The organism is Dechloromonas hankyongensis (assembly GCF_022012295.1).
In the GTDB taxonomy this organism is placed as follows: Bacteria; Pseudomonadota; Gammaproteobacteria; order Burkholderiales; family Rhodocyclaceae; genus Azonexus; species Azonexus hankyongensis.
In genome coordinates this window covers 1,221,352-1,246,200 of the sequence record NZ_JAKLTN010000001.1, presented here as the reverse complement: position 1 = coordinate 1,246,200, position 24,849 = coordinate 1,221,352, and the positions used below count along the sequence as shown (strand labels likewise).

At 64.6% G+C, this 24,849-nt stretch carries 20 protein-coding genes; 3 read left to right on the top strand and 17 right to left on the bottom strand.

Annotation, left to right across the window (positions count from 1 at the left end; translation table 11 throughout):
• Positions 1 to 8: 8 nt before the first annotated feature.
• Positions 9 to 5,138 carry an alpha-2-macroglobulin family protein gene (locus LZ012_RS05910; protein ID WP_275708558.1) on the bottom strand — a complete coding sequence of 1,710 codons (5,130 nt, stop codon included), beginning with the start codon at positions 5,136 to 5,138 and terminating at the stop codon, positions 9 to 11.
• Positions 5,139 to 5,245: 107 nt separating this feature from the next.
• Positions 5,246 to 5,947, bottom strand: a complete 702-nt coding sequence (gene rpe, locus LZ012_RS05905; protein ID WP_275708556.1) for a ribulose-phosphate 3-epimerase — start codon at positions 5,945 to 5,947, stop codon at positions 5,246 to 5,248.
• Between the two features lie 36 nt (positions 5,948 to 5,983).
• On the opposite strand from rpe, the gene apaG reads away from it, so the two are divergent.
• Together apaG and LZ012_RS05895 are read left to right on the top strand one after the other, a co-directional pair.
• Positions 5,984 to 6,364, top strand: coding sequence for a Co2+/Mg2+ efflux protein ApaG (apaG, locus tag LZ012_RS05900; protein WP_275708554.1), 381 nt, complete (start codon positions 5,984 to 5,986; stop codon positions 6,362 to 6,364).
• Positions 6,361 to 6,954, top strand: coding sequence for a class I SAM-dependent methyltransferase (locus LZ012_RS05895; RefSeq protein WP_275708552.1), 594 nt, complete (start codon positions 6,361 to 6,363; stop codon positions 6,952 to 6,954). The genes apaG and LZ012_RS05895 overlap by 4 nt, the downstream gene beginning before the upstream one ends.
• On the opposite strand, the gene ydiK is transcribed toward LZ012_RS05895, so the two are convergent.
• The 5 genes from ydiK to LZ012_RS05870 form a co-directional block, all read right to left on the bottom strand.
• Positions 6,910 to 8,037 (bottom strand): AI-2E family transporter YdiK, encoded by a 1,128-nt coding sequence (gene ydiK, locus LZ012_RS05890; protein ID WP_275708550.1) that lies wholly within the window; start codon positions 8,035 to 8,037, stop codon positions 6,910 to 6,912. The two genes, LZ012_RS05895 and ydiK, sit on opposite strands and share 45 nt — an antisense overlap.
• Positions 8,038 to 8,060: 23 nt before the next feature.
• Positions 8,061 to 8,975: an ankyrin repeat domain-containing protein gene (locus LZ012_RS05885; RefSeq protein WP_275708548.1), complete on the bottom strand. Its 915-nt coding sequence runs from the start codon at positions 8,973 to 8,975 to the stop codon at positions 8,061 to 8,063.
• 157 nt (positions 8,976 to 9,132) lie between these two features.
• On the bottom strand, positions 9,133 to 10,359 hold the full coding sequence (gene argJ / locus LZ012_RS05880) for a bifunctional glutamate N-acetyltransferase/amino-acid acetyltransferase ArgJ (RefSeq protein WP_275708546.1): 1,227 nt from the start codon (positions 10,357 to 10,359) through the stop codon (positions 9,133 to 9,135).
• Positions 10,360 to 10,410: 51 nt separating this feature from the next.
• A complete protein-coding gene (gene secA, locus LZ012_RS05875) occupies positions 10,411 to 13,122 on the bottom strand; it encodes a preprotein translocase subunit SecA (RefSeq protein ID WP_275708544.1) in 2,712 nt (903 codons plus the stop codon).
• A gap of 100 nt (positions 13,123 to 13,222) precedes the next feature.
• Positions 13,223 to 14,143: a M23 family metallopeptidase gene (locus tag LZ012_RS05870; RefSeq protein ID WP_275708541.1), complete on the bottom strand. Its 921-nt coding sequence runs from the start codon at positions 14,141 to 14,143 to the stop codon at positions 13,223 to 13,225.
• Positions 14,144 to 14,152: 9 nt separating this feature from the next.
• Between LZ012_RS05870 and LZ012_RS05865 the strand changes: the two genes are divergently transcribed.
• Positions 14,153 to 14,587 carry a DciA family protein gene (locus tag LZ012_RS05865; RefSeq protein ID WP_275708539.1) on the top strand — a complete coding sequence of 145 codons (435 nt, stop codon included), beginning with the start codon at positions 14,153 to 14,155 and terminating at the stop codon, positions 14,585 to 14,587.
• On the opposite strand, the gene LZ012_RS05860 is transcribed toward LZ012_RS05865, so the two are convergent.
• The 10 genes from LZ012_RS05860 to murD form a co-directional block, all read right to left on the bottom strand.
• On the bottom strand, positions 14,574 to 14,762 hold the full coding sequence (locus LZ012_RS05860; protein WP_275708537.1) for a hypothetical protein: 189 nt from the start codon (positions 14,760 to 14,762) through the stop codon (positions 14,574 to 14,576). The genes LZ012_RS05865 and LZ012_RS05860 overlap by 14 nt on opposite strands.
• Positions 14,763 to 14,768: 6 nt before the next feature.
• Entirely contained in the window at positions 14,769 to 15,683 is a 915-nt protein-coding gene (gene lpxC, locus LZ012_RS05855) for a UDP-3-O-acyl-N-acetylglucosamine deacetylase (RefSeq protein ID WP_275708535.1), read from the bottom strand.
• An 85-nt stretch (positions 15,684 to 15,768) separates the two neighbouring features.
• The gene (ftsZ, locus tag LZ012_RS05850; protein WP_275708533.1) at positions 15,769 to 16,965 is read right to left on the bottom strand and encodes a cell division protein FtsZ; all 1,197 of its coding nucleotides are present in this window, start codon (positions 16,963 to 16,965) and stop codon (positions 15,769 to 15,771) included.
• A gap of 37 nt (positions 16,966 to 17,002) precedes the next feature.
• The gene (ftsA, locus tag LZ012_RS05845) at positions 17,003 to 18,232 is read right to left on the bottom strand and encodes a cell division protein FtsA (RefSeq protein WP_275708531.1); all 1,230 of its coding nucleotides are present in this window, start codon (positions 18,230 to 18,232) and stop codon (positions 17,003 to 17,005) included.
• Positions 18,233 to 18,236: 4 nt separating this feature from the next.
• Positions 18,237 to 18,977 carry a cell division protein FtsQ/DivIB gene (locus LZ012_RS05840; protein WP_275708529.1) on the bottom strand — a complete coding sequence of 247 codons (741 nt, stop codon included), beginning with the start codon at positions 18,975 to 18,977 and terminating at the stop codon, positions 18,237 to 18,239.
• A 9-nt stretch (positions 18,978 to 18,986) separates the two neighbouring features.
• The gene (locus LZ012_RS05835; protein ID WP_275708527.1) at positions 18,987 to 19,895 is read right to left on the bottom strand and encodes a D-alanine--D-alanine ligase; all 909 of its coding nucleotides are present in this window, start codon (positions 19,893 to 19,895) and stop codon (positions 18,987 to 18,989) included.
• Positions 19,892 to 21,283: a UDP-N-acetylmuramate--L-alanine ligase gene (gene murC, locus LZ012_RS05830; RefSeq protein WP_275708525.1), complete on the bottom strand. Its 1,392-nt coding sequence runs from the start codon at positions 21,281 to 21,283 to the stop codon at positions 19,892 to 19,894. Before murC ends, LZ012_RS05835 begins: the two co-directional genes overlap by 4 nt.
• Positions 21,280 to 22,338, bottom strand: a complete 1,059-nt coding sequence (gene murG, locus LZ012_RS05825) for an undecaprenyldiphospho-muramoylpentapeptide beta-N-acetylglucosaminyltransferase (RefSeq protein ID WP_275708523.1) — start codon at positions 22,336 to 22,338, stop codon at positions 21,280 to 21,282. The genes murC and murG overlap by 4 nt, the downstream gene beginning before the upstream one ends.
• Positions 22,335 to 23,498, bottom strand: coding sequence for a putative lipid II flippase FtsW (ftsW, locus tag LZ012_RS05820; protein WP_275708520.1), 1,164 nt, complete (start codon positions 23,496 to 23,498; stop codon positions 22,335 to 22,337). The genes murG and ftsW overlap by 4 nt, the downstream gene beginning before the upstream one ends.
• A complete protein-coding gene (murD, locus tag LZ012_RS05815) occupies positions 23,495 to 24,847 on the bottom strand; it encodes a UDP-N-acetylmuramoyl-L-alanine--D-glutamate ligase (RefSeq protein WP_275708518.1) in 1,353 nt (450 codons plus the stop codon). Before murD ends, ftsW begins: the two co-directional genes overlap by 4 nt.
• Positions 24,848 to 24,849 lie beyond the last annotated feature (2 nt).

Genomic DNA, 24,849 nt, shown 5'->3' with positions numbered 1-24,849 from the left:
CAACCGCATCACGGCTTGGCCACCCCCGCCTTGCCCTCCTTGCCATCGCTGACCGTCAGCGTGGCTTCGCCGGTGGCCAGGCCATAGACGTCGGGGCGATACATGTCCTCGGCGTAGATCGGCGGGAAGACGAACTTGCCGGGGGTGACCACGCGCGCCCGGTAGAACAGGGCGAGCTTGCCCTGCAAACGGGCGGCGACGACAAAACGGTCGTCGCGGAACTCGACATGCTGGATGCGCGGATCGCGCATCGCTTCGGCCGGATTGACGTTGTCGATCAGCGTGCTGGCGATGCCCTCGCCCTGCGCCAGGTTCAGGTTCTCGATCTCCAGGCCGGCCGGAATGCGGTCGACCACCATGCCGGTATTGACCCAGCTGCGCGGATTGACATTGATGCGGACGATGACCGATTCGCCGACGCGCAGCACGCGCGGCTTCATCGGCTTGCCGTCGGCCTCGAACAGGTCGCGCGACAAGGCAATGGCGTCGTCGCGATTGGCCGGCATCTTGGCCGGGTTGCCGCTCAGGCTCAGTTGCAGATAGAGCTTTTCCTTGTGCGTATTCTTGACGCGCCAGCCGCCCTGCAGCGCCTCCGCACTCAGCGACCGGATCACGCTGCCGGTGGCGCTCAGGTTTTCCGGACGCTCCTTGCCCGCCAACTCGGCGGTCCAGGCGGTGTCGCCTTCACGCTGGCCGGCGAACTGGCGGCCGAGCAGGAAGAGCGCCAGCTTCTCCTGCGTGCTGGTGTAGCGGTTCTTGCCCAGCTCGGCAGCGGCCACGGCCACCAGATTGTCCTTGCCCTCCACCTTGAGCTTGTGGCGTTCGAGCAGCGCGAAGGACAGTGCCGCATCGCGCAGCGGACTGCCGTAATCGCCCCACCAGTAGCCGGTATCGCGGCTCTTCTTCACCCCTTCGGCCAGCGCCGTCTGCGCCCGCGTCTCGTCGCCCATCAGCTTGAGGGCAAGGCCGAGATGGACCAGGGCCAGCCCGGAGTGGGCCTGTTCGCGCAATTCGAACATCTGGCGCAGGGTGGACAGCGGCGCCTTCGACTCGCGGGCCAGCACATAGCCGCCGTAGGCGAGCACCCCGAAACGGCCGGAACCGGCAAAGCGGTAGTCCTGCCAGCCATTGTCGCGGTACGTCACTTTGCCGCTGGGCAAGCCGGCCGCCCCTTCCTGCAGGTTCTTGAGCAGGAAATCCATGGCGTTCTTCTGCATGGCCTCGGGCACCGAGAAGCCCTGCTCGCGGGCATCGAGCAGGAAGTTGGAGACGTAGGCCGACAGCCAGTACTGGTATTCGGAAACGTTGCCCCACAAGCTGAAGCCGCCGTTGGGCGCCTGCATGGCACCGAGGCGGGCGATGACCTTGTCGAGCATGTCGGCGCGTTGCTCGCGGCTGTAGGGCTTGAGGCCGAACAGGCGGGCGCCTTCCTCATCGACGAAGACATGCGGATAGGCGGTCGACGTCGTCTGCTCGGCGCAGCCGTAGGGGTAGGTCAGCAGTCCCTGGATGGCACCACGCACATCGATCGGCGCCTTGTCGGAAATGAGCAGATGCGCCTGGACGGTGCTGCGGACGAAGCCGCCGAGTTCCACTTCCTTGATGTCGACGCTTTCGCCGGGGCCGACCGCCAGCAGCTTCAGGATCTGTTGCTGCGGCGTGGCGGCCTGGACCTGCAGGCCGAAGCTGCGCTCCAGCTTGAGGCCGGCGGCGCTGCTCACGGCGACGCGCACATCGGCCAGGCCGAAGGCGTTTCCGGCCTCGACGCCGAAGCGCAAAGTCTGCTTCTGCTGGTCCTTGAGATCGATTTCGCGCTCGGCATTCTGGATCTTCAGCCCATCGCCGTTGATGACGCGGACCTTGAGCTTTTGCGCTTCGCCCGACAGGTTGTGCAGATCGAGCGCGATGGTGGCATTGTCGCCGACCGTCAGGAAACGCGGCGTCATCAGCTCGGCGACCAGCGGCGCGGCGACCACGGTTTCCGCCTCGGCGCTGCCGAAGCGGTCGGGTGCGGCGACAACGGCCATCAGGCGCAGCGTGCCGTTGAAATCCGGCACATCGAGCGCGACTTCCGCTTCGCCCTGCTCGTTCATCTGCACCGGCCCGGAGAACAGGTCGACCAGCCTGACCTTCTTGGGCAGGCTCTTGGTCGCCTTGGGCGCGGCGTCGCCGCCAAACTTCAGCTTGCCCTTCTGGCCGGCCATCTTCTCGATCAGGCGGCCGTAGACATCGTACTGATCGGCGCCGTAGCGCTGCTTGCCGAAGAAATGGCCGTGCGGATCGGGCGTCGTGAAGCGGGTGATGTTGAGGATGCCGACATCGACCGCCGACAGCGTGACCATGGCTTTCTGGCCGGCCGCGCCGGCAGCCTTGACCTTCACCTTGAGCTTGGTCTCGGGCAGCATTTTCTTCGGCGCCTCGACGCTGACCGCCAGCTTGCGGTCGGCCCGGTCGAGCGGCAGGTGAGCGAGGCCGAGCGCCCGGGCCGGCGTGACCTTCTCGCCGGAACCGCCTGGCCGCAGCACGCTGACCGAGACGTACAGGTCATGCCGCTTCCATTCCTTGTCGACCGGAATGTCGAGAGTGGTGCCGTCGGCCGACACCGAGGTGCGCTTGACCCACAGCGTCTTGTCGCCATCGACCGTGACCAGCGCCTCGCCGGCATGCGGCGGCGTGATGGTCAGCCTGGCCGTATCGCCGTCGCGGTAGGCGGGCTTGTCGAATTTCAGCGCCACGCGGTCCGGACGGACGCCCTGGGTTTCGTCGCTGCGCGCGCTCCAGCCCGCATAGAAACGATACTTGCTCGTCTGGCGGGTTTCGGGATCGGTGATTTCCAGCCGGTAGCGGCCGTACTTCACCGGCAGGCCGAGCTTGCCACGGCCGCCGTCGGGAACGCTCACGCTGGCGGTATCGACCAGCTCGTCGGTTTCGGTAAAGCCGGAATGCCAGCCGCGCTGATCGTCGAAACGCCAGTAGTAATCGCGGTTCTCGCGGAACAGGCGAACCGGCAAGCCCTTGCCGCCGTGCAGCTTGCCGTCGGCGTTGGCGCGGATCACCTCGAACTGGGCGACGCTGCCTTCGCGGGCATAGTCGCCGGTGAACAGCGGCCGTACGCCGACCAGGACCGGCGCCGGCCAGATGACCCGTTCGAAATTGCGTACCACCGGGCGGCCGCCGCTCTCCAGCAGGCTCAGCGTGGTGCGTACCGTATAGGGCGAACGCTTGCCCTGGGCCGGCGACAGATCGACACCCAGCTCCAGATTGCCGTTTTCGTCGAGGACGTTCTGCTCCAGCTCGACGCGTTCGCGCTGGCTGTCCTCGTTGGCATCGCCGAACTCGAAACCGGGCAGCTTCTGGGCCAGCGGATTCTTCTGGCGCTCGAACACCGCAACACCAAGCAACTGGTTGCCGGCCGCCGGCGCGCCGTACAGGTAGGCGCCCTTGACGGCGATGTTCAGCGTGTCGTCCGGCGCCACGGAGGCCTGCTGGCTGGACAGGTCGAGCTTCATGCGCTCGGGCAGGAATTCCTCGACGCCGAAGCGGTAGCTGGTCGTCGCCTGCTTGTCGGCCGGGTCGGCGCGCAATTCCAGCGTCCAGAAACCGGTCGGCGCATCGACCGGCAAGTCGATAGTGCTCTGGTAGTAGCCGGGGAGCTTGGGGTCGGGCTGCCAGGTGGCCGTGAACTGGCTTTTACCATCCGGCCGGCGCAGGATGGCCTGGATGGGCTGCGGCGCCACCGGCCGTCCGTCGGCATCGCGGGCGTGGACCGACAGCGCGAATTTCTCGCCCGGCCGGTAGAGATTGCGCCCGGAATAAGCGAACAAGCGCACCGGGCGGCCGGGCAGGCCGGCCACGTCATATTCGGACAGGTCGAGCGCCGGTTCCTTGAGGGTGATCATCGACACCTGCTGCCCCTGGCGAGCAACCACGACGCGGGCGCTGGCCGGGCGTTCGACAAATGCCGCACGGCCGGTGCTATCGGTCTCGGCACGGGCGACGACCTTGGCATTCTCATCCAGCCAGCTGACCTCGACGCCGGAAACGGCCTTGCCGCTGCTCAGCGAACTGACGTAGGCGTCGGCGCCCTTGGTGAACAGCCGGGTAGCGAGACCGAGGTCGCTGACGTAGAAATAGGTTACCTGGTAATCGTAGCGGAAGCGGTTTGGCTGGCTCATCACCGCGATGTAGATGCCGGGCTCGCGCAATTCCTTGATGTCCTCGACCGGAATGAAGGTGACGTTGCGCTTGTTCGCCTTCTGCTCGGTCAGGAAGCGGCCGACGAAAACGCTGTCGGTCAGCTTGTGCAGGGCATCGAGCGACCAGTTGTTGACGGCGCCCTTGAGGTCGGTGGCGCGCCAGTCGTAGCCTTCTTCGTAATCGTATTCGCCGTCGTCGTCCTGGCGGCGGTTCGGCGGCTTGCGCGGCCCGCTGATCACCTTGTCGAGGAAACGCGGCAACTGGTCGGGCTTGACGCGCAGGAACTGGATGTCGACTTCCGGCACATTGACAGTGACCACGGGCAGCCCGCCGTTCTGCTTGGCGGGCAGGACCATGCCGCGGCTGGCGAAATAGTAGGCCGGCGACACGGTGGCAGTGAGGACGGAATAGCGCCCTTCCTCGTTCAGTTTCTGGCCACCGGCCGACGGCAGGCCGGCCGCGATGCGCAGCACGTAGCGGGTTTGTGGCTTGATGTGCGGGAAGTACAGGAGGCGCGGATTGTCGCCGACCACCCAGGCGCCCTTGACCAGCTTGCCGCCCTCGGTCCTGACGTCTTCCGGCTTGGTGCTGACCTGCGGATTGGCAACCGGGGTCGAGCTGTCACCGTAGCCCTCTTCCTCGTCTGCCTCGTCACGCTGTTTTGCGCCATCCCCGGCGCGCGCCGGCATTTCGAAGACCTGGATCTGCTCGTCGTAGCCACCCCGGCTGCTCATCGGATGGGTGAAGCTGATGGCCAGGGCCGGCGAGCCTTCGAAATCGCGGTTGGCGACATCGGCGATCTGGAAGGGGCCGCTATCCGCCGGATTCGCACCGTCGCCGGTCAGCGGCGAGACAAAGTGCAGGACGGCGGCGATGGCGGCGAGCGCCACCAGCAGCAGGGCGACAACCCGGAAATTCAGTCGCAGGGATGGAAACGACATCGACGGCCCCTCATGGATGAAAGGAAAGAAGACTCTTCAGGCAAAAGCCTGGCCGCGAATTATGACATTGATCTAGGCGGGGCGTGGCGCCCTGCCCGTTGCCGACCTCAGACCTTGGCCAACTCGGCGCGCAAGGCGCCGACGATGGAATCGTAGCGATGCGGATCGCTGTCCTTGCCGGCGCCATAGACGGCCGACCCGGCGACGAAAGCATCGACCCCGGCGCGGGCGATCTCGGCGATGTTGGCGGTGTTCACGCCACCGTCGATTTCGAGGCGGATGCGCCGGCCGCTCTGCTGCTCATAGGCGTCGAGCTTGGCGCGGGCCTGGCGTGCCTTGGCCAGCGTGCCGGGAATGAACTTCTGGCCGCCGAAACCGGGGTTGACGCTCATCAGCAGCACGACATCGATCTTATCCAAGACGTAGTCCAGGTAATCGAGCGGGGTGGCGGGATTGAAGACCAGGCCGCCCTGACAGCCGCCGTCGCGGATCAGCGACAGGCTGCGGTCGATGTGTTCGGAGGCTTCCGGGTGGAAGGTGATGATGTTGGCCCCGGCCTTGATGAAATCGGGGATGATGCGGTCCACCGGCTTGACCATCAGGTGCACGTCGATCGGCGCCGCGGTGCACGGCCGGATGGCTTCACAAACCAGCGGGCCGATGGTCAGGTTGGGAACATAATGGTTGTCCATCACGTCAAAGTGAATCCAGTCGGCCCCCGAGGCGATGACGTTGGCCACCTCCTCGCCCAGTTTGGCGAAGTTGGCGGACAGAATGCTCGGTGCAATGACGTAATCTTTGGCTGACATGATGCTTTCCTGAACAATAACGAACGAAATTATCCCATGCCCGACAACAAGTACCGAATCGAAGTCAGTCCCCAGCCGCAATTCATCCCGGATCAATCCGACCCGGAAAATGACCGCTACATCTTTGCCTACACAATCGCCATCAGGAACATCGGCGAAGTGCCTGCCCAGCTGATTTCCCGGCACTGGATCATCACCGACGCCAACAACGAGGTGCAGGAAGTACGTGGCCTGGGCGTGGTCGGCAAACAGCCCCTGCTCCAGCCCGGCGAGAGCTTCGAATACACCAGCGGCTCGTCTCTGACGACGCCGATCGGCACGATGAAGGGGACTTACCAGATGGTGGCCGAGGACGGCACCCATTTCGAGGCCGAAATCCCTGAATTCGTGCTCGCCATCCCGCGCGCCCTGCATTGAGCCTGAGGCACACCTATACGCTGATCGCGCCGTTCTACGACGCGGCCATCGCCCGGGCCACCGAGTCCGCCCGCCAACGCAGCCTGGCCGCCTTGCCCGCCGAACCGGGCCGGGTGCTGCTGGCCGGTGTCGGCACCGGGCTCGACCTGCCGTTGCTCCCCGGCCGCCACCATTACGTCGGCCTCGACCTGACCCACGCCATGCTGCGCCGCGCCTTGCCGCGCGCCGGTTCGGTCGATTTCGCCCCGGTCCAGGGCGATGCGCAATGCCTGCCCTTCGCTGATGACAGCTTCGACAGCGCCGTGCTGCACCTGATTCTAGCCGTGGTGCCGGAGCCAGCCCGCTGTCTGGGTGAAATCGCCCGGGTGGTCAAACCCGGCGGCAGCGTGCTGGTTTTCGACAAATTCCTACGCCACGGCCAGCCCGCTTTGTTGCGCCGCTTGGCCAATCCACTCATGCGCCGCATCGCGACCCGGCTCGATGTGGTGTTCGAGGATTTATTGCGCGATGTGCCAGAACTGGCGCTCGAATACGACCAACCAGCCCTAGCCGGCGGTTGGTTCCGGACTATCCGCCTGCGCCGGCTCTGACGGCTCGACGGCCAGCGCTTCCGGCTCGTCCCTGCCCAAGGCATCCTCGACCCAGGCCTGCATCAGCGTGTAAGTCACCGCCAGCACGACCGGCCCGACGAAAATACCGATCAGTCCGAAACCGAGCATGCCGCCGATGACGCCGGCGAAGATGAGGAGCAGCGGCAGGTCGGCGCCGCGCTTGATCAGCATCGGGCGCAGGAAGTTGTCGAGGCTGGCGACGATCAGGCTCCATACCAGCAGGAAAGTCGCCCAGCCGGTATCGCCGGTCCAGTACATCCAGCCGACAGCCGGCAGCAGGACCGGGATCGGCCCGACCTGGGCGATGCACAGCATCAGCATCACGGCCGACAGCAGCGAGGCCAGCGGCACGCCGGCCACGGCCAGGCCGATGCCGCCGAGGACAGTCTGAACGATGGCCGTGACACCGACCCCGAGCGCCACGCCGCGGATGGCCTGCCCGGCCAGGATGATCGAATTCTCACCCCGCTCACCGGCCAGACGGCGGCCGAAACGACGCGCCATGCGAGCGCCGGCTTCGCCCCCCGAATAGAAAATAGCCGAGATAGTCACCACCAGCAGAAACTGGATCAGCATGCCGCCGAAACCGCCGACCTGGGCGAGTACCCACTTGCCGGCATCGGCCGCATAGGGCGTTGCCTTGGCGACGATATCGGCCGTCCCGCCTGCAGCCAGTTGCGTCCAGCCCGCCGCCAGCCGCTCGCCGACCAGCGGCAAGGTCTTCACCCATTCCGGCGGCAGGGGCAGACCATTGGCCGCCACCGCCTTGCCGGCGGCGGTGAGCTGTTCCGAATGCTCGAAGATGGTATCGACCGCCAGCCACAGCGGCAGCACCAGCAGGAGCAGCATGCCCAGACTCATGATCGCCACCGCCAGACCCCGCCGCTGGCCGAGACGCGTCTCGAGTGCCGTAAAGAGCGGCCAGGTGGCAACCACCAGCATCGCCGCCCACACCGCAGCGGCCAGAAACGGCCGCAATACCCACAGGCTGAGGCCGATCAGCCCGAGTATGCACAGGATGGCCAGGGTATTCCTGGCCAGGTCACGGCGAATATCAGTCATAAAAATGGAAGCTGAAACGAGACTCAGCAGAATATAGCGCGGATTCGCCAATCCTTTGCTTTGGCGACAATGTCGTCGAGCGTCGTGCCATCCGCCAGGGTCACATGACGATACGCACCGGCATTGAGCAGCCGTTCAGCCACTTCAGCATGCCCGTTGGCAACCGCCTTGAGCAAGGGACTGGCCCCGTCCCTGGCAGTGAGATTCGGATTTGCCTGGCTTTCGAGCAGCAGACCGACAACTGCCTCATGCCCGCGCGCCGCCGCCTGCAGAAGGGGACTGATCCCGGCGTTGCTCAGCACATTGGCCGAAACACCCCGCTCCAGCAGCAGTTTCACGACCACCTGATAACCGCTGAAAGCCGCCCAGTGCAGCGGACTGTAACCACCCCGGTCTGTGGCGAAGACATCGGCACCGAATTCGAGCAGCATCAGCGCCAATTGTTCGCGACCATGGAAAGCGGCGATCATCAACGGAGTCCATTCCCGGGCATCGCGTGTATCGACATCAAAGCCGGCCCGCACGAACATCGCGCAGACCTCGTGATTGCCCGCTTCGGCTGCCTTGGCAAAACCGTCCCGGTTAAACGCGAAACCTTGACTTTCAATTTCCTTGACCAGACGCTCACGGTCCCACTGATAGAAGGCCGCTGGCGGCTCCGGGGCGCTTACCTCTTCCGCGGCGACCAGATGGCCGATCCGGTCAAAAGCCATGCTCAACGAGATGATTTCGGCCGCCACGTCAGGCGGAAAGCCCTGGCGATTTGGCCGGCTGGGAATCATCAGCTCGGTGAAATAATCTGCCGCTGCCTCGGGGTTATTCCATATCGCCTCAAGCTTCCGGGCAACATGGGGAAAGCGCGCCACCAATTGATGCGGATACTTGTCGTGGAATTCGCTTTCCAGCAGGAACGCAAGTAAAGGCTTGGCATCAGTCATTTCACACGGGTACTCCGGAGATCGACCGGAGCGCGGCTGCTACACGCACTCATGGAGCGGACCTCAACTTTGCTATGCATTGCACAAATAGACAACAAAAGGCCCGCGCAGTTGCGGGCCTTGTTTGGGCAACCGGGCCATGCCTACAGAAAGGAGATCAGGAGCGGTAGTCGGCGTTGATCTTGACGTAGTCGTACGAGAAATCGCAAGTGTAAACATTGGCTTGCACGGCACCGCGGCCGAGATCGACACGCACAGTGATTTCGGCCTGGGCCATGACACGGGCACCGTCTTCCTCGCGATAGGCGGCAGCGCGGCCGCCGTTCTCGGCGACCAGCACATCGTCGAGCCAGACCTTGACGCCATCGACGTCGAGATCGCTGATGCCGGCGTAGCCGACGGCGGCCAAGATGCGGCCAAGGTTGGGATCGGAGGCGAAGAAAGCGGTCTTGACCAGCGGCGAGTGGCCGATGGCGTAGCCGACCTGGCGGCATTCCTCGACGCTCTTGCCGCCCTGCACGGCGACGGTGATGAACTTGGTTGCGCCCTCGCCGTCGCGGACGATGGCCTGCGCCAGTTCGACGGCCACGGCGACGATGGCGGCCTTGACCTCGGCCCAGCCGGCATCACTTTCAGACGCGAAGGCGGCACCGGACTGGCCGGTGGCGATCATCACGAAGGAGTCGTTGGTCGAGGTATCGCCATCGACGGTAATGCAGTTGAAGGAGGCGTCGGCCGCTTCCTTGACCAGCTTGTCGAGCATGCCCTGGGCGATGCCGGCATCGGTGGCGACGAAGCCGAGCATGGTCGCCATGTTCGGCTTGATCATGCCGGCGCCCTTGGAGACGCCGGAGATACTGATCGTCTTGCCGCCGACCGTGACGCGACGCGACGCCGCCTTGGCGATGGTGTCGGTGGTCATGATGGCGTGCGCGGCGGCATGCCAGTTGTCGGCCTTCAGATCGGCCTGGGCGGCCGGCAGGCCGGCTTTCAGGCGATCGACCGGCAGCGGTTCGAGAATGACGCCGGTCGAGAAGGGCAGCACTTGGTCGGCGTTGACGCCGAGCAGTTCGGCCACGGCGTTGCAGGAAGCCTGGGCCGTCTGGCGGCCCGGTTCGCCGGTGCCGGCGTTGGCGATGCCGGTATTGATGACCAGGGCGCGGATGGCCTTGCCGGCGGCCAGATGGTTGCGGCACAGCTGTACCGGCGCCGCGCAGAAGCGGTTCTGCGTAAATACGCCGGCCACCGTGCAGCCATCATCGAGGGCGACCAGGGTCAGGTCGCGGCGATTTTTCTTGCGGATTTCGGCTTCGGCGACACCGAGACGGACACCGGCGACCGGAAACAGTTGATCGGCAGCAGGCGTGGCGTAATTGACAGGCATTCTCTTGGCTCCAAAAGCATCAAGGCACCCTGGGGTGCCTTGGGGGTCAGATCAGGACAGCTTTCCGTGGCAGTGCTTGTATTTCTTGCCCGAACCGCAGGGGCAGGGATCGTTGCGGCCGATCTTCGGCCCGGCATCACCCGGCGGCACAGCCTGCGGCTGCGCCTCACCCTCGCCCAGCGCTTCGTCGTAACCGGCGTGCTGGTACTGCACGTTCTGGACTTCGGCGTGCGGCGCGGTTTCCTCGACGTCTTCCTGCGAACGAATCTGCACGGTATAGACGATACGGGTCACTTCACGGCGAACCAGGTCGAGCAGTCCTTCGAACAGTTCGAAGGCTTCACGCTTGTATTCCTGCTTCGGGTTCTTCTGAGCATAGCCGCGCAGGTGGATGCCCTGGCGCAGATGATCGAGCGCCGCCAGGTGCTCGCGCCAGTGGCTGTCCAGGCTCTGCAGCATGACATTGCGTTCGAACTGATGGAAGTTCGGCGCACCGACCAGTTCGACCTTGGCCTGGTAAACCTCGTCGGCACCCTTGATGATGCGCTCGAGGATTTCCTCGTCGGACAGCGTCGGCTCGTTCTTGAACCATTCGGCAACCGGGGCGGTGATCTGCAGTTCGGAAGCCAGGGCCCGCTCCAGGCCCTCCATGTCCCATTGCTCTTCGACCGACTCTTCCGGCACATAGGCGCGGAAGGTTTCGACGATGACGCTCTGGCGCATGGCGGTGATGGTTTCGGAAATATCGTCGGTTTCCAGCAATTCGTTGCGCTGGTGGTAGATCACCTTGCGCTGGTCGTTGGAGACGTCGTCGTATTCCAGCAATTGCTTGCGAATGTCGAAGTTGCGGGCCTCGACCTTGCGCTGCGCCGATTCCAGCGAGCGGGTAACGAGCGGATGCTCGATGGCCTCGCCTTCCGGCATCTTCAGCTTGTCCATGATGGCGCGCAGGCGCTCGCCAGCGAAGATGCGCAGCAGTTGGTCGTCGAGCGACAGGTAGAAGCGCGAGGAACCGGCATCGCCCTGGCGGCCGGCGCGACCGCGCAGCTGATTGTCGATACGGCGCGACTCGTGGCGTTCGGAACCGATGATGTGCAGGCCGCCGGAAGCCAGGACCTGCTCATGCACCTTCTGCCAGTCGGCGCGCAGCGCGGCGATCTGGGCGTCCTTATCGGCGGCTGCCAGCGCCTCGTCGTTGGCGACGGCGTCGATCTGCTTCTGGATATTGCCGCCGAGCACGATGTCGGTACCACGACCGGCCATGTTGGTGGCGATGGTGATCATTCCCGGACGACCGGCTTCGGCGACGATTTCGGCTTCCCGGGCGTGCTGCTTGGCGTTGAGCACCTGGTGCGCCAGCTTTTCCTGGTCGAGCAGGTGCGACAGCAATTCGGAATTCTCGATCGACGTGGTGCCGACCAGCACCGGCTGGCCGCGCTTCGAGCAATCCTTGATGTCGGCGATGATCGCCGCGTGCTTTTCGTCGGCCGTCTTGTACACCAGGTCGTTCATGTCCTTGCGCACCATCGGCCGATGGGTCGGGATGACGACGGTTTCCAGGCCGTAAATCTGCTGGAATTCGTAGGCTTCGGTGTCGGCCGTGCCGGTCATGCCGGACAGGCGGGCGTACATCCGAAAATAGTTCTGGAAGGTGATCGAGGCCAGGGTCTGGTTCTCGGCCTGGATTTCCACGCCTTCCTTGGCTTCGACGGCCTGGTGCAGGCCGTCCGACCAGCGGCGACCGGCCATCAGGCGGCCGGTGAATTCGTCGACGATGACCACTTCGCCGTTCTGCACGACGTAGTGCTGGTCCTTGTGGAACAGCGACAGCGCGCGCAGGGCGGCGTTCAGGTGGTGCATCAGCGAAATGTTGGCGGCGTCGTAGAGGCTGGAGCCTTCCTTGAGCAGTCCATGCTCGGCGAGCAGTTGCTCGGCGTGTTCGTAGCCGGCCTCCGACAGATGGACCTGATGGCCCTTCTCGTCCACCCAGTAGTCGCCTTCGCCATTCTCTTCCATGGCGCGGGTCAGTTGCGGCACCACCGACTTCATCTGCAGGTAGAGGTCGGTATGGTCGTCGGCCTGGCCGGAGATGATCAGCGGCGTCCGCGCTTCGTCGATCAGGATGGAGTCCACTTCGTCAACGATGGCGAAATTCAGGCCGCGCTGCACGCGCTGGTCGGCGGCATAGACCATGTTGTCGCGCAGGTAGTCGAAGCCGAATTCGTTATTGGTGCCGTAGGTGATGTCGGCGGCGTAGGCGGCCTGCTTGGCCTCGTGATCCATCTGCGACAGGTTGACGCCGACGGTCAGGCCTAGGAAGCGGTGCAAGCGCCCCATCCACTCGGAGTCACGGGTCGCCAGGTAGTCGTTGACCGTGATGACATGGACGCCCTGGCCGGAAATGGCATTCAGGTAGGCGGGCAGCGTGCCGACCAGGGTCTTGCCTTCGCCGGTCCGCATTTCGGCGATCTTGCCGTAGTGCAGGACCATGCCGCCGATCATCTGGACGTCGAAGTGGCGCATGCCGAGGACGCGCTTGCCGGCCTCGCGGACGACGGCAAAGGCTTCCGGCAGCAGGTCGTCGAGCGACTCGCCGTTGGCGTGGCGCTGGCGGAACTCGTCGGTCTTGGCCTGCAATTGCTCGTCGGAGAGCGCCTGCAGGGCCGACTCGAACGCATTGATGCGCTTGACGGTCTGGGAATATTGCTTGATCAGCCGGTCGTTGCGGCTGCCGAAAATCTTCTTGAGTAGGCCGGATATCATCGCGATGGTAGGTGGTTGCGCGGGTGGCGGCAAAGCGTCGATTCTAGCACGCCCCTCCCCCCCGATGATGACGACCTAAATCAAGACCATACGGATCAGGCTAGCGGCGCTTGACCTGGGCGTATTCGCTCCCTTGCTTCAGGAAAAATGCCGGATTCTGGGCGACGCCCTGCATGCGCACCTCGAAATGCAGATGCGCACCGGTCGACCGACCGGTCGTCCCCACGGCGCCGATGCGCTCGCCGCGCTTGACCAGCGCGGCCGGCCTGATGTCCATGCGCGACAGATGGGCATAGCGGGAAGTCAGGCCGTCGCCGTGGTCGATATCGATGACGTTGCCGAAATCGGGATGGTAGCTGGCCGAGAGCACCACGCCGTCGGCCGCGGCGACGACCGGGGTGCCGGTTTCGGCATTGAAATCGATGCCCTCGTGCATGGCGCGCAGGCCGGCGATCGGATCTTCGCGATGGCCGAACGGCGAGCCGAGATAGGCGTCCTTGACCGGCAGCGTGGTCGGCAACAGACGATCCTTGACGCGTTTTTCGAGCAGCTTGATTTCGAGATAGGCCAGATCGTCGCTGCGCTGATCGAGCGCGGTCGCCAGACGTTCTATTTCCCGCTGCAACTCGGTGGCGTTCATCGGCGCCGGCACATACGGACCGCCCTGCGCCGCCTTGAGCGTATCGGCCGGATGCTCACGCTTGATGCCGGCAGCGCCGGAAAGGCGATCGCCGAGGACGTCGAGCTGCAGCACCTGGGCCTGCAGCTCGCCGAGGCGGGTGGCCATCAACTGCAGATTGTTGTCGAGATGGTCGCGCGTTTTCCGCATTTCCTGCAGTTGCCGGGTAACCAGCAGATCCTCGATCAGCGGCAGGCGCAGGTGCACCGACAGCCAGGACAACAGCGCCGAGGTAGACAGCACCACGGCGAGCAAGACGAACAGCGTCGCCGCCACGTGGCGAGGCATAATGGTGATAGTGCGCGCCGCCTTCAGATGGCGCGAAACCAGAATAATCTGCACGGAACCTCCATGTACAAAGGGCCAGAGCAATACCTCAACAGCGACGCGGCAGCGAGCCGGGTCATGGCTCACGCGCGCCTGCTGCAAAAGCTCTCACGCCGCTTCGAAGCAATAGCCCCAGCCGGGCTGCGCCACGCCGCACGCGTTGCCAACTACAAGTCGGGGAAAATCGTTATCCACACCGATAACGGCGCGGTCGCCGCCAAAATTCGCCAGATGAGTCAGCGTTTGTGCGACGAGTTATCCAAAGGAGGGACGCAGTGTAGCGACATGGAAGTCAAAGTGCAACCCAGACAAATTACTTACCAATCAACGACTTCAACTTTGAAACCACTCTCCGTCAAGGCTTTTGGCATGTTGCAGTCGACCGCGGAAAGTTTGCCCAAAGGGCCGCTGCGCGATGCCCTCGACAGGCTGCTGGAACGGGCGGCTAGAACGGAATGATGGCCAGGCGCTCGACGAACATCAGCGCAAAAATCAGCAGGGCGAAGACGACCGCGTAGCGGAACAGCCGCCAGCTGAAGGCCAGATAGTTGCGATTACCGGTGAAGGCGTAGACCACCAGGCCGGTGCCGATGGCGATCACGACCATGACTGCCAGCAGACGCAGCAGCCACATGGATGCTTAGGCGGCCTGGGCCAGCCAGCGGGTGACGCCGCTCGGCGCCTGCTCCGCGACGTCGAAGGTAGCGAATTCCCAAGCCTCCTGCTGCTCGAGCAGGGCGCGCGCCAGCTGGTTGTTCAGCGCATGGCCGCCCTTGTGGGACGAATAGGCGGCGAGTAGCGGATGACCGAGCAGATAGAGGTCGCCGACGGCATCGAGAATCTTGTGCTTCACGAACTCGTCGCCGTAGCGCAGGCCATCCTGGTTCAGGACGCGGAATTCGTCGAGGACGATGGCGTTTTCCAGGCCGCCGCCCAGCGCCAGGCCGTTTTCGCGCAGGTATTCGACTTCCTGCATGAAGCCGAAGGTACGGGCGCGCGACACTTCGCGGACATAGGACTGCTCGGCGAAGTCGATTTCGGCCTTCTGCGCCGATTTGTCGATGGCCGGGTGATTGAAGACGATGGAAAAGGCCAGCTTGTAGCCGTCGTAGGGCACGAAACGCGCCCACTTGTCGCCATCCCTGACCTCGATGGGCCGGGTGACGCGTATGAACTTCTTGGCGGCCTCCTGCTCCTCGATGCCAGCGGACTGGATCAGGAAAACGAAAGGCGCGGCCGAACCGTCGAGAATGGGCACTTCCGGCGCATCCAGGTCGATCCAGGCGTTGTCGATGCCCAGCCCGGCAAGGGCCGACATCAGGTGTTCGATGGTACCTACCTTCACCCCGTCCTTTTCCAGACAGGAGCACATGCGCGTATCGCCGACCATGAAGGCCTTGGCCGGAATGTCGAGCGGCTCGGGCAGATCGACGCGACGGAAGACGATGCCGGTATCCGGAGCTGCCGGGCGCAGGGTCATATTGACCTTGACGCCGCCATGCAGGCCGACACCTGAGGCGCGAATAACCGTCTTGAGCGTGCGTTGCTTGAGCATGCTAAGTACTTGAATGATTGGGGAAGGTGACGGATTGTAACACAAGCCGTCACCGCCCTTTTTCAGAGAAAGCTTTTGTTACGCTTTAATCCGCCTGTTTGCGCAGGAAAGCCGGGATGTCGTAACGGTCAACGCCACTGTTGGCCAGGGCTTCGACGGTAGCGCTGTTGCCACCGCGTTGGCCACGGCCGCGCAGTACAGCCGGCACATCCAGATGCGAATAGTCCGGCGTCGAGCCGAACGCCACGGCATCATGCGTACCGGTAGCCTGGGCCTGGACCAGCACCGGCTGGGTGAATACTTCCGGCTTGCTGCGTACGGCGGCGGCTGCCTGGCCGAGGCCGGTGGCGACCACGGTGACACGCAGGGCGTCGCCCATCAGTTCGTCGTAAACCGCACCGAAGATGATGTGGGCGTCTTCGGCAGCGAAGGCCTTGACGGTATTCATCACTTCGTTGACTTCCTTCATCTTCAGGTTGCCCTTGGCGGCGGTGATATTCACCAGGACGCCCTTGGCACCGGACAGATTGACGCCTTCGAGCAGCGGCGAGGCGACGGCCTGTTCGGCGGCGATGCGGGCGCGATCGACGCCGGCAGCGGCGGCGGAGCCCATCATGGCGCGGCCCATTTCACCCATGACCGTGCGCACGTCTTCGAAGTCGACGTTGACCAGGCCCGGGTAGGTGATGATTTCGGCAATGCCACCGACGGCGTTCTTCAGCACGTCATCGGCTGCCTTGAAGCAATCGTCGACATCGGCATCGTCGCCCATGACTTCCATCAGCTTGTCGTTGAGGATGACGATCAGCGAATCGACGTGCTTGGAAAATTCGGCGATACCGGCTTCGGCCGCCTTCAGGCGCTTGCCGCCTTCGAAGCTGAACGGCTTGGTGACCACGCCGACGGTCAGGATGCCCATTTCACGGGCGATTTCGGCGACTACCGGGGCAGCGCCGGTACCCGTGCCACCGCCCATGCCGGCGGTGATGAAGGCCATGTGGGCGCCTTCCAGCGAAGCGCGGATTTCGTCGCGGTGCGCCTGGGCGGCTTCCTGGCCCTTTTCCGGCTTGGCGCCGGCACCGAGGCCGCTCTTGCCGAGCGACAGCTTGCTCGATGCAGCATTGCGGCTCAGGGCCTGCGCATCGGTGTTGGCGGCGATGAATTCAACGCCGTTCACGCCTTCGTTGATCATGTGTTCGATAGCATTGCCGCCGGCACCGCCGACGCCGAACACTTTGATGATGGTGCCCACTTCCTCGTCCTTCTCGATGATCTCAAACATGACTACCTCCTCTGAAAAAACCGTTTAAATTCAAATATCAAAAGTTCTTGACGAACCAATCTTTCATACTGGAAAAGACATCCTTGATGCCCTGCTTTTCCTGAATCTTCTGGCCGCGCTTGCGCTGGGCCTGCGCTTCGAGCAGCAGGCCGAAAGCCGTCGAGAAGCGCGGGCTTTGCACGACGTCGGCCAGGCTGCCCTGGTATTTCGGGTTGCCGAGGCGAACCGGCATGTGGAAGATTTCCTCGCCCAACTCGACCATGCCCGGCATGACGCTGGCGCCGCCGGTCAGCACGATGCCGGAGGACAGCACTTCCTCGAAGCCGGCGCGGCGCAGCTCGTTCTGGATCAGTTCGTACAGTTCCTCGACGCGCGGCTGGATCACGTCGGCCAGCGCGCGGCGGCTCAGGCTGCGGCTCGGCCGGTCGTCGACGCCGGCCACGTCGAGGCTTTCGTTGACGTCGGCCAGTTGCGACAGGGCGCAGCCGTACTTGCACTTGATGTCCTCGGCTTCGCGGGTCGGCGTGCGCAGGGCCATGGCGATGTCGTTGGTCACCTGGTCGCCGGCGATGGGGATGACCGAGGTGTGGCGGATGGCGCCCTGGGTCCACACCGCGATGTCGGTGGTGCCGCCGCCGATGTCAATCAGGCAGACGCCGAGATCCTTCTCGTCCTCGGACAGCACCGCGTAGCTGGAAGCCAGCGGCTGCAGCACGAGATCATTCACTTCCAGGCCGCAGCGGCGTACGCACTTGACGATGTTCTGGGCGGCCGACACGGCGCCGGTGACGATGTGTGTCTTCACCTCCAGTCGCATGCCGCTCATGCCGATCGGCTCGCGAATGCCGTCCTGGCCGTCGATGACGAATTCCTGGGTGAGGATGTGCAGGATTTCCTGGTCGGCCGGAATCGGCATGGCGCGGGCGGTTTCGATGACGCGCTCGACATCGCTTTGCGTTACTTCCTTGTCCTTGATCGCCACCATGCCGTTCGAGTTGAAGCTCTTGATGTGGCTGCCGGCGATGCCCGTATAGACGTTGCTCACCTTGCAGTCGGCCATCAGCTCGACTTCCTGGATGACGCGGCTGATGGTGTGCACCGTTTCCTCGATGTTCACCACGACGCCCTTCTTCAGGCCGCGCGAATCCTGCGAGCCCATACCGATGACGTTCAGCGCGCCTTCGTTGTTGATCTCGGCGACCAGCGCGACGATCTTCGACGTGCCGATGTCGAGACCGACGACCAGATCCTTGTTATCCCTGCTCATATGCTTACTTTCCCTTCCCCTCGCCCGCCACTCGCATGGCGAAACCGTTCGGATACCGCAAATCCACCACTGCCGGCCTGACCGCCCGTTTGGCGACCATTTCCGGATAAACCTCGATAAAGCGCGCCAGCCGCACGCCGACCGGCGACTTGGGCTGTTCGCGGCCGATATCGACCAACATGCCGTTCTGCAACTTCAGTGCCCAGGCCAGGCGCGGCGACAGCGTCAACTGCACCGGCACCTCGCCGACCGTCTTGAAGGTGCCGACCAGTTCGCCGAATTCCTTCAGCACTTCGGACGCCGTGCCCTGCGGACCGTAGAGCAGCGGCATGGCGCTCGCCTCGCTTTCCGGCAGGCTGGCCGCGAAGACCTCGCCGTAGCTGTTCACCAGCTCGCCCCGCCCCTCGCCCCAGCGCGCCACCGGCTTGTGTTCCTCGACGCTGATTTCCAGCCGGTCCGGCCACAGGCGGCGGATATCCACCTTGCGCACCCAGGGCAGCTTCTCCAGCGCGCCGCGCACCGTTTCCAGGTTGATGCTGAAGAAATTGCCCTTCAGTGCCGCCGGCAGCACCTGCTCCACCTCGCCGCGCTTGGTATGCGGCAAGGCGTCGGCAAACACCACATGGCGCACCGGCAAGGATGGCACGCGCACCAACCAGACCGCGGCGGCGGCCAGCAACGCCGCCGCGGCGACCAGCATCAGCAGGTCGGCGATGGCGTTGAGCAGGTGCGGTTTGTTCCACATGCATCGTTCTCAGTCGTTGGCAGCCAGTTCGAGGACACGGCGGACCAGCGCCGGGTATTCCATGCCGGCGACCCGGGCGCCCATCGGCACCAGCGAATGGTCGGTCATGCCCGGCGCGGTATTCACTTCCAGGTAGTAGTGATTGCCTTCTTCGTCCATCAGGAAATCGACCCGCCCCCAACCGCGGCCGCCCAGGATGCGGAAGGCTTCCAGCGCGCCCTTGCGGATTTCCATTTCCTTGGCTTCCGGCAGGCCGCAGGGGCACAGGTATTGGGTGTCGTCACGGTTGTACTTGGCCTCGTAGTCGTACCACTCGGTAGCCGGCTCGATCTTGATGATGGGCAGCACCTCGTCGCCGACGATGCCGACCGTGTATTCGCCGCCCATCACGCCCTTTTCGGCGATAACCAGCGGATCGTGCTTGGCAGCCTCTTCATAGGCAGCCTTCAGTTCGCCACGCGCCTTGACCTTGGTGACGCCGATCGACGAGCCTTCGCGGGCCGGCTTGACGAAGAGCGGCAGGCCGAGCTGTTCCTCGATTTCCGCAAAATCGGAATCGGCGTTGAGCAGCGCGTATTCGGGCACCGGCAGGCCGGCCGCCTGCCACATCAGCTTGGTGCGGAACTTGTCCATGGCCAGCGCGGAGGCCAGCACGCCGGAGCCGGTGTAGGGGATGTGCATGACCTCCAGGGCCCCCTGGATGGTGCCGTCCTCGCCGTGGCGGCCGTGCAGCGCGATGAAGGCGCGGTCGTAGCCCTTCAGGTCGTCCAGGGTCTGGGTGGCCGGATCGAAGGGATGGACGTCGATGCCCTGCCCTTGCAAGGCGGCCAGCACGCGCGAACCGCTATTGAGGGAAACCTCGCGCTCGGCGGACGTACCGCCGAAGAGGACTGCGACTTTGCCGAAACTGCTGCTCATTTGCCTTCCACCAACTTGCCGGGCACCGCACCGATCGAGCCGGCACCCATGGTCAACACCACGTCGCCGTCACGGGCGACATCCATGATCGTTTGCGGCATGGCCGCGATATCCTCGACGAACACCGGCTCCACCTTGCCGGTGACGCGAAGGGCGCGGGCCAGCGAGCGGCCGTCGGCGGCGACGATGGGCGCTTCGCCGGCGGCGTAGATTTCAGCCAGACACAGCGCATCGACGGTGTTCAGCACCTTGACGAAATCCTCGAAACAGTCGCGGGTGCGCGTGTAGCGGTGCGGCTGGAAAGCCAGCACCAGCCGGCGCCCCGGGAAGGCGCCACGGGCAGCGGCCAGCGTCGCGGCCATCTCGACCGGGTGGTGTCCGTAGTCATCGACCAGCGTGAAGCTGCCGCCGGCCGGCAGGGCTACTTCGCCGTAGCGCTGGAAGCGGCGGCCGACGCCCTTGAACTCGGCCAGCGCCTTGACGATGGCGGCATCGGCCACCTGCACTTCGGTGGCCACGGCGATGGCGGCCAGGGCGTTGAGCACGTTGTGCATGCCCGGCGTGTTGAGCACGATGGGCAGGCGCGTCGTCGTGCCATTGACGCGGACGCAGTCGAAACGCATGCGGCCATCCTCGGCGACGATGTTCTCGGCGTAGAAATTGTTTTCCGGCGACAGACCGTAGGTGATGATCTGCTTCGGCACACGCCGCATGATGTCGCGCACGTTGGCATCGTCGCCGCAGACAACGGCAACGCCGTAGAAGGGCAGACGGTTCAGGAAATCAACGAAGGCCGTCTTCAGGCGCTCAAAGTCGTGGCCGTAGGTTTCCATGTGGTCGGCGTCGATGTTGGTGACCACCGAGATGACCGGCGACAGGAACAGGAAGGAGGCGTCCGACTCGTCGGCCTCGGCCACCAGAAAATCGCCACTGCCCAGGCGGGCGTTGGCGCCGGCGGCGTTCAAGCGACCGCCGATGACGAAGGTCGGATCGATGCCACCTTCAGCCAGGATGCTGGTCACCAGGCTGGTGGTTGTCGTCTTGCCGTGCGTGCCGGCGATGGCGATGCCGCTCTTCAGGCGCATCAATTCGGCCAGCATCTGGGCGCGCGGTACGACCGGGATTTTCTTCTCGCGAGCGGCGACCACTTCCGGGTTGTCGGCCTTGACGGCGGTGGACACCACCAGTGCGTCGGCACCGACGATGTTCTCGGCGGCGTGGCCGACCATCACCTTGACCCCCTCCGCTTCGAGGCGGCGGGTCGTCGCGCTGGCCGCGATGTCGGAGCCGCTGACCGTGAAGTCGAGGTGGGCGAGCACTTCGGCAATGCCGCTCATGCCCGAACCACCGACGCCGACGAAGTGGATGTTCTTGACCTTGTGTTTCATTTGGCAATATCCGAACAAAGTTGGGCCACATCTCCGGTGGCGTCGGGTTTGGCCAGGCTGCGGGCCTTTTCGGCCATCTCCAGCAACTGGCCGCGGGAATAATTGCGGATCAGGGCCACGGCTTCCGGCGTCAATTCGCTTTGCGGCAGCAGGAAGGCGCCGCCGACCTTGACCAGGAACTTGGCGTTGCCGGTCTGGTGGTCGTCCACCGCATGCGGGAAGGGCACCAGGATGCTGGCCACGCCGGCAGCCGTCAGTTCGGCGATGGTCAGCGCGCCGGCCCGGCAGATGACCAGATCGGCCCACTCGTAGGCGCCAGCCATGTCGTCGATGAAGGACACGCAGTGGGCCGCCACGCCCGCGGCGGCGTAATTGGCTTTGAGGGCCTCGAGGTGCTTTTCGCCGGCCTGATGGACGATTTGCGGCAATTCGGCCTCGCCGAGCAGGGCCATGCCCTTGGGTACCATCTCGTTGAGCGCCTGGGCGCCCAGGCTGCCGCCGATAACCAGGATGCGCAGGGCGCCGCTACGTTCGGCGAAGCGCTCGGCCGGCGGGGCGATCTTGGCGATTTCGGGACGCACCGGATTGCCCACCCAGGCTCCCTTGTTCAGCACCTCGGGGAAGCCGGTCGCGATGCGGTCGGCGACGCCGGCCAGCACGCGATTGGCCAGTCCGGCCACCGAATTCTGTTCGTGCAGGACCAACGGCACGCCGGTCAGCGCGGCCATCATGCCGCCCGGAAAAGTGATGTAGCCGCCCATGCCGAGCACGACGTCAGGCTTGACCTGGCGGATGGCCTGCAAGCCTTGCCAGAAGCCGCGCAGCAGATTGAGCGGCAGCAGCAGCTTGCGCACGATGCCCTTGCCGCGCAGCGCCGAGAACTTGATCCAGACCATGTCGAAACCGTGCTGCGGCACCAGCCGGGCTTCCATGCCGTCCGGATTGCCCAGCCAGACGACGCGCCAGCCGGCGTCGCGCAACTGGTGGGCGACGGCGAGGGCCGGAAAAATGTGGCCGCCGGTGCCGCCGGCCATGACGAGGATGGTCTTGCTCATAGCTTGCCCCCGCGCATCAATTGGCGATTTTCCCAGTCAACGCGAAGAAGGATGGCCAGCGCCACGCAGTTGGCCAGCACGCCGGAGCCGCCGAAGCTCATCAGCGGCAGGGTCAGGCCCTTGGTCGGCAGCAGGCCCATATTCACGCCCATGTTGATGAAGGACTGCACGCCGAACCAGATACCCATGCCCATGGCGACCAGCGCCGGGTAGAGGCGGTCCAGCTGCACGCACTGGCGGCCGATGGCGAAGGCGCGCTGCACGAGGATGGCGAACAGGGCGATGATCGCCAGCACGCCGAAGAAACCGAGTTCCTCGGCGATGACGGCGAGCAGGAAGTCGGTATGAGCTTCCGGCAGGTAGAACAGTTTTTCGACACTGGCGCCCAGCCCGACGCCGAACAGTTCGCCGCGCCCGAAGGCGATCAGCGAATGCGACAGCTGATAGCCGCGGCCGAAGGCATCGGCCCACGGGTCCATGAAGCCGAACACGCGGTCGCGCCGGTAAGGCGAGACGATGATCATGATCGTGAAGGCGATGAGCAGGCCGACGATCAGCATGGCGAACAGGCGGGCCTTGAGGCCGCCGAGGAAGAGGATGCCCATGGCGATGGAGATGATCACCACGAAGGCGCCGAAGTCCGGCTCCTTGAGGAGCAGCATGCCGACAATGGCCATGGCGCCGAACATGGGCAGGAAGGCCTGCTTCAGGTCATGCATGACGTTGATCTTGCGCACCGTGTAGTCGGCAGCGTAGAGCACGGCGAACAGCTTCATCAGCTCGGACGGCTGCAGGTTGGCGAAGCCGAGCGAGATCCAGCGGCGGGCGCCATTGACGTCGCGGCCGATGCCGGGAACCAGCACCAGGGCGAGCAGCACGACACCGGCCATGAACAGGTAGGGGGCGTAGCGCTGCCACAGCTTGAGCGGAATCTGGAAGGTCACCGCCGCGGCGACCATGCCGATGCACAGGAAGACGCCCTGGCGGATCAGGTAATAGGCCGGCTGGTGGCCGGTGCTGCGCCCGCCTTCGGCAATGGCGATGGACGCCGAATAGACGAAGACCAGGCCGGCGAAGAGCAGCAGCAACACGCTCCACAGCAGCGCGTAGTCGATTTCGGCCACCTGGCGGCGCGGGGCGTCGAGAGCGCCGATCATCATGACTTCAGGCCCTCCACCGCGTCAATGAAGGCCTGCGCCCGATGGGCGTAGTTCTTGTACATGTCGAGGCTGGCGCAGGCCGGCGACAACAGCACGCAATCGCCGGCTTCGGCCTGGGCGGCCAGCCAGCGCACGGCGGCTTCCATGTCGCCGACGATGCGAGTCGGCACACCGCTGCCTTCGAGGGCCATGCCGATGGCGGCGGCGTCGCGGCCAATCAGGGCGATGGCGCGGCCATGCTTTTCCAGCGCCGGCTTGAGCGGTGAAAAATCCTGCCCCTTGCCGTCGCCACCAAGGACGATGGCGACCTTGCGGCCCATGCCCTCGATAGCAGCGAGCGTGGCGCCGACATTGGTGCCTTTGGAATCGTCGACATAGAGGACGCCGCCGATTTCGGCCACGGTTTCGACGCGATGCGGCAGGCCCTTGAACCCCTTCAGCGGCGCGACCAGACGTTGCGGCGCAACGCCGACCGCCTCGCACAGGGCCAGGGCGGCCATGGCGTTGGCGGCATTGTGCAGGCCAGACAGTTGCAGGTCAGCCAGCGCGACCAGCGCTTCCTTGCCGCGCACGATGGCGCCGTCGGCAAAACCGTAATCGACGCCGCGCGGCGCCGGGTTGAGGCCGAAGGTGATCATCTTTCGGCCGCAGCGGCCGTTGCCCATCGACCAGTCGTCGTCACGGTTGAGGATCATCGCGCCCTTGCCCTGGAAGACGCGCGACTTGGCGGCGGCGTAGTTGGCCAGGCTGCCTTCATAACGATCGAGATGATCTTCCGAGACGTTGAGCACCGTGGCGGCGGCGGCCTTCAGGTGATGCGTCGTTTCGAGCTGGAAGCTGGACAGCTCGACCACCCACACCTCCGGCAGGAACCCAGCATCCTGCGCATCCATCAAGGCATCGAGCGCCGACGGCGAGATGTTGCCGCAGGCGACGGCCGGCACGCCGGCGCCGTTGAGCAGGTGGGCGGTCAGCGCCGTGGTCGTCGTCTTGCCGTTGCTGCCAGTGATGGCGACGATCAGCGAGCCGGGCACCTGCTCGCGCACGCCGGCGGCGAACAGTTCAATTTCGGACACCAGCTTGTCGGCGACGGCGGCGATTTCCGGCGTCGCCTTGGGCACGCCCGGTGACAGGGCGACCAGTTCGGGCCACACGAAGGTTTCAGCGGCGAACGGCCCGGCCAGCAGTTCAGCCCCCGGCGCCACGCGCTGCAGCGCCTCGACGTTGGGCGGATTCACTCGCGAATCGGCGACGCGCACGACGGCTCCCTGGCGATGCAGCCACTTGGCCATCGCCAGTCCGGACTCGCCGAGTCCGACAACTAGTACGCGTTTGCCTTTCAGTTCCATGT

Bases quoted from the DNA above. Each gene is read 5' to 3' on its own strand.
- rpe (WP_275708556.1), bottom strand. From the start codon at position 5,947: ATGTCAGCCAAAGATTACGTCATTGCACCGAGCATTCTGTCCGCCAAC.
- lpxC (WP_275708535.1), bottom strand. From the start codon at position 15,683: ATGCTCAAGCAACGCACGCTCAAGACGGTTATTCGCGCCTCAGGTGTC.
- secA (WP_275708544.1), bottom strand. From the start codon at position 13,122: ATGATATCCGGCCTACTCAAGAAGATTTTCGGCAGCCGCAACGACCGG.
- LZ012_RS05840 (WP_275708529.1), bottom strand. From the start codon at position 18,977: ATGTGGAACAAACCGCACCTGCTCAACGCCATCGCCGACCTGCTGATG.
- apaG (WP_275708554.1), top strand. From the start codon at position 5,984: ATGCCCGACAACAAGTACCGAATCGAAGTCAGTCCCCAGCCGCAATTC.
- LZ012_RS05865 (WP_275708539.1), top strand. From the start codon at position 14,153: ATGTACAAAGGGCCAGAGCAATACCTCAACAGCGACGCGGCAGCGAGC.
- ftsW (WP_275708520.1), bottom strand. From the start codon at position 23,498: ATGATGATCGGCGCTCTCGACGCCCCGCGCCGCCAGGTGGCCGAAATC.
- ftsA (WP_275708531.1), bottom strand. From the start codon at position 18,232: ATGAGCAGGGATAACAAGGATCTGGTCGTCGGTCTCGACATCGGCACG.
- LZ012_RS05910 (WP_275708558.1), bottom strand. From the start codon at position 5,138: ATGTCGTTTCCATCCCTGCGACTGAATTTCCGGGTTGTCGCCCTGCTG.
- murD (WP_275708518.1), bottom strand. From the start codon at position 24,847: ATGGAACTGAAAGGCAAACGCGTACTAGTTGTCGGACTCGGCGAGTCC.
- ftsZ (WP_275708533.1), bottom strand. From the start codon at position 16,965: ATGTTTGAGATCATCGAGAAGGACGAGGAAGTGGGCACCATCATCAAA.
- argJ (WP_275708546.1), bottom strand. From the start codon at position 10,359: ATGCCTGTCAATTACGCCACGCCTGCTGCCGATCAACTGTTTCCGGTC.
- LZ012_RS05835 (WP_275708527.1), bottom strand. From the start codon at position 19,895: ATGAGCAGCAGTTTCGGCAAAGTCGCAGTCCTCTTCGGCGGTACGTCC.
- murC (WP_275708525.1), bottom strand. From the start codon at position 21,283: ATGAAACACAAGGTCAAGAACATCCACTTCGTCGGCGTCGGTGGTTCG.
- LZ012_RS05860 (WP_275708537.1), bottom strand. From the start codon at position 14,762: ATGTGGCTGCTGCGTCTGCTGGCAGTCATGGTCGTGATCGCCATCGGC.
- ydiK (WP_275708550.1), bottom strand. From the start codon at position 8,037: ATGACTGATATTCGCCGTGACCTGGCCAGGAATACCCTGGCCATCCTG.
- LZ012_RS05885 (WP_275708548.1), bottom strand. From the start codon at position 8,975: ATGACTGATGCCAAGCCTTTACTTGCGTTCCTGCTGGAAAGCGAATTC.
- murG (WP_275708523.1), bottom strand. From the start codon at position 22,338: ATGAGCAAGACCATCCTCGTCATGGCCGGCGGCACCGGCGGCCACATT.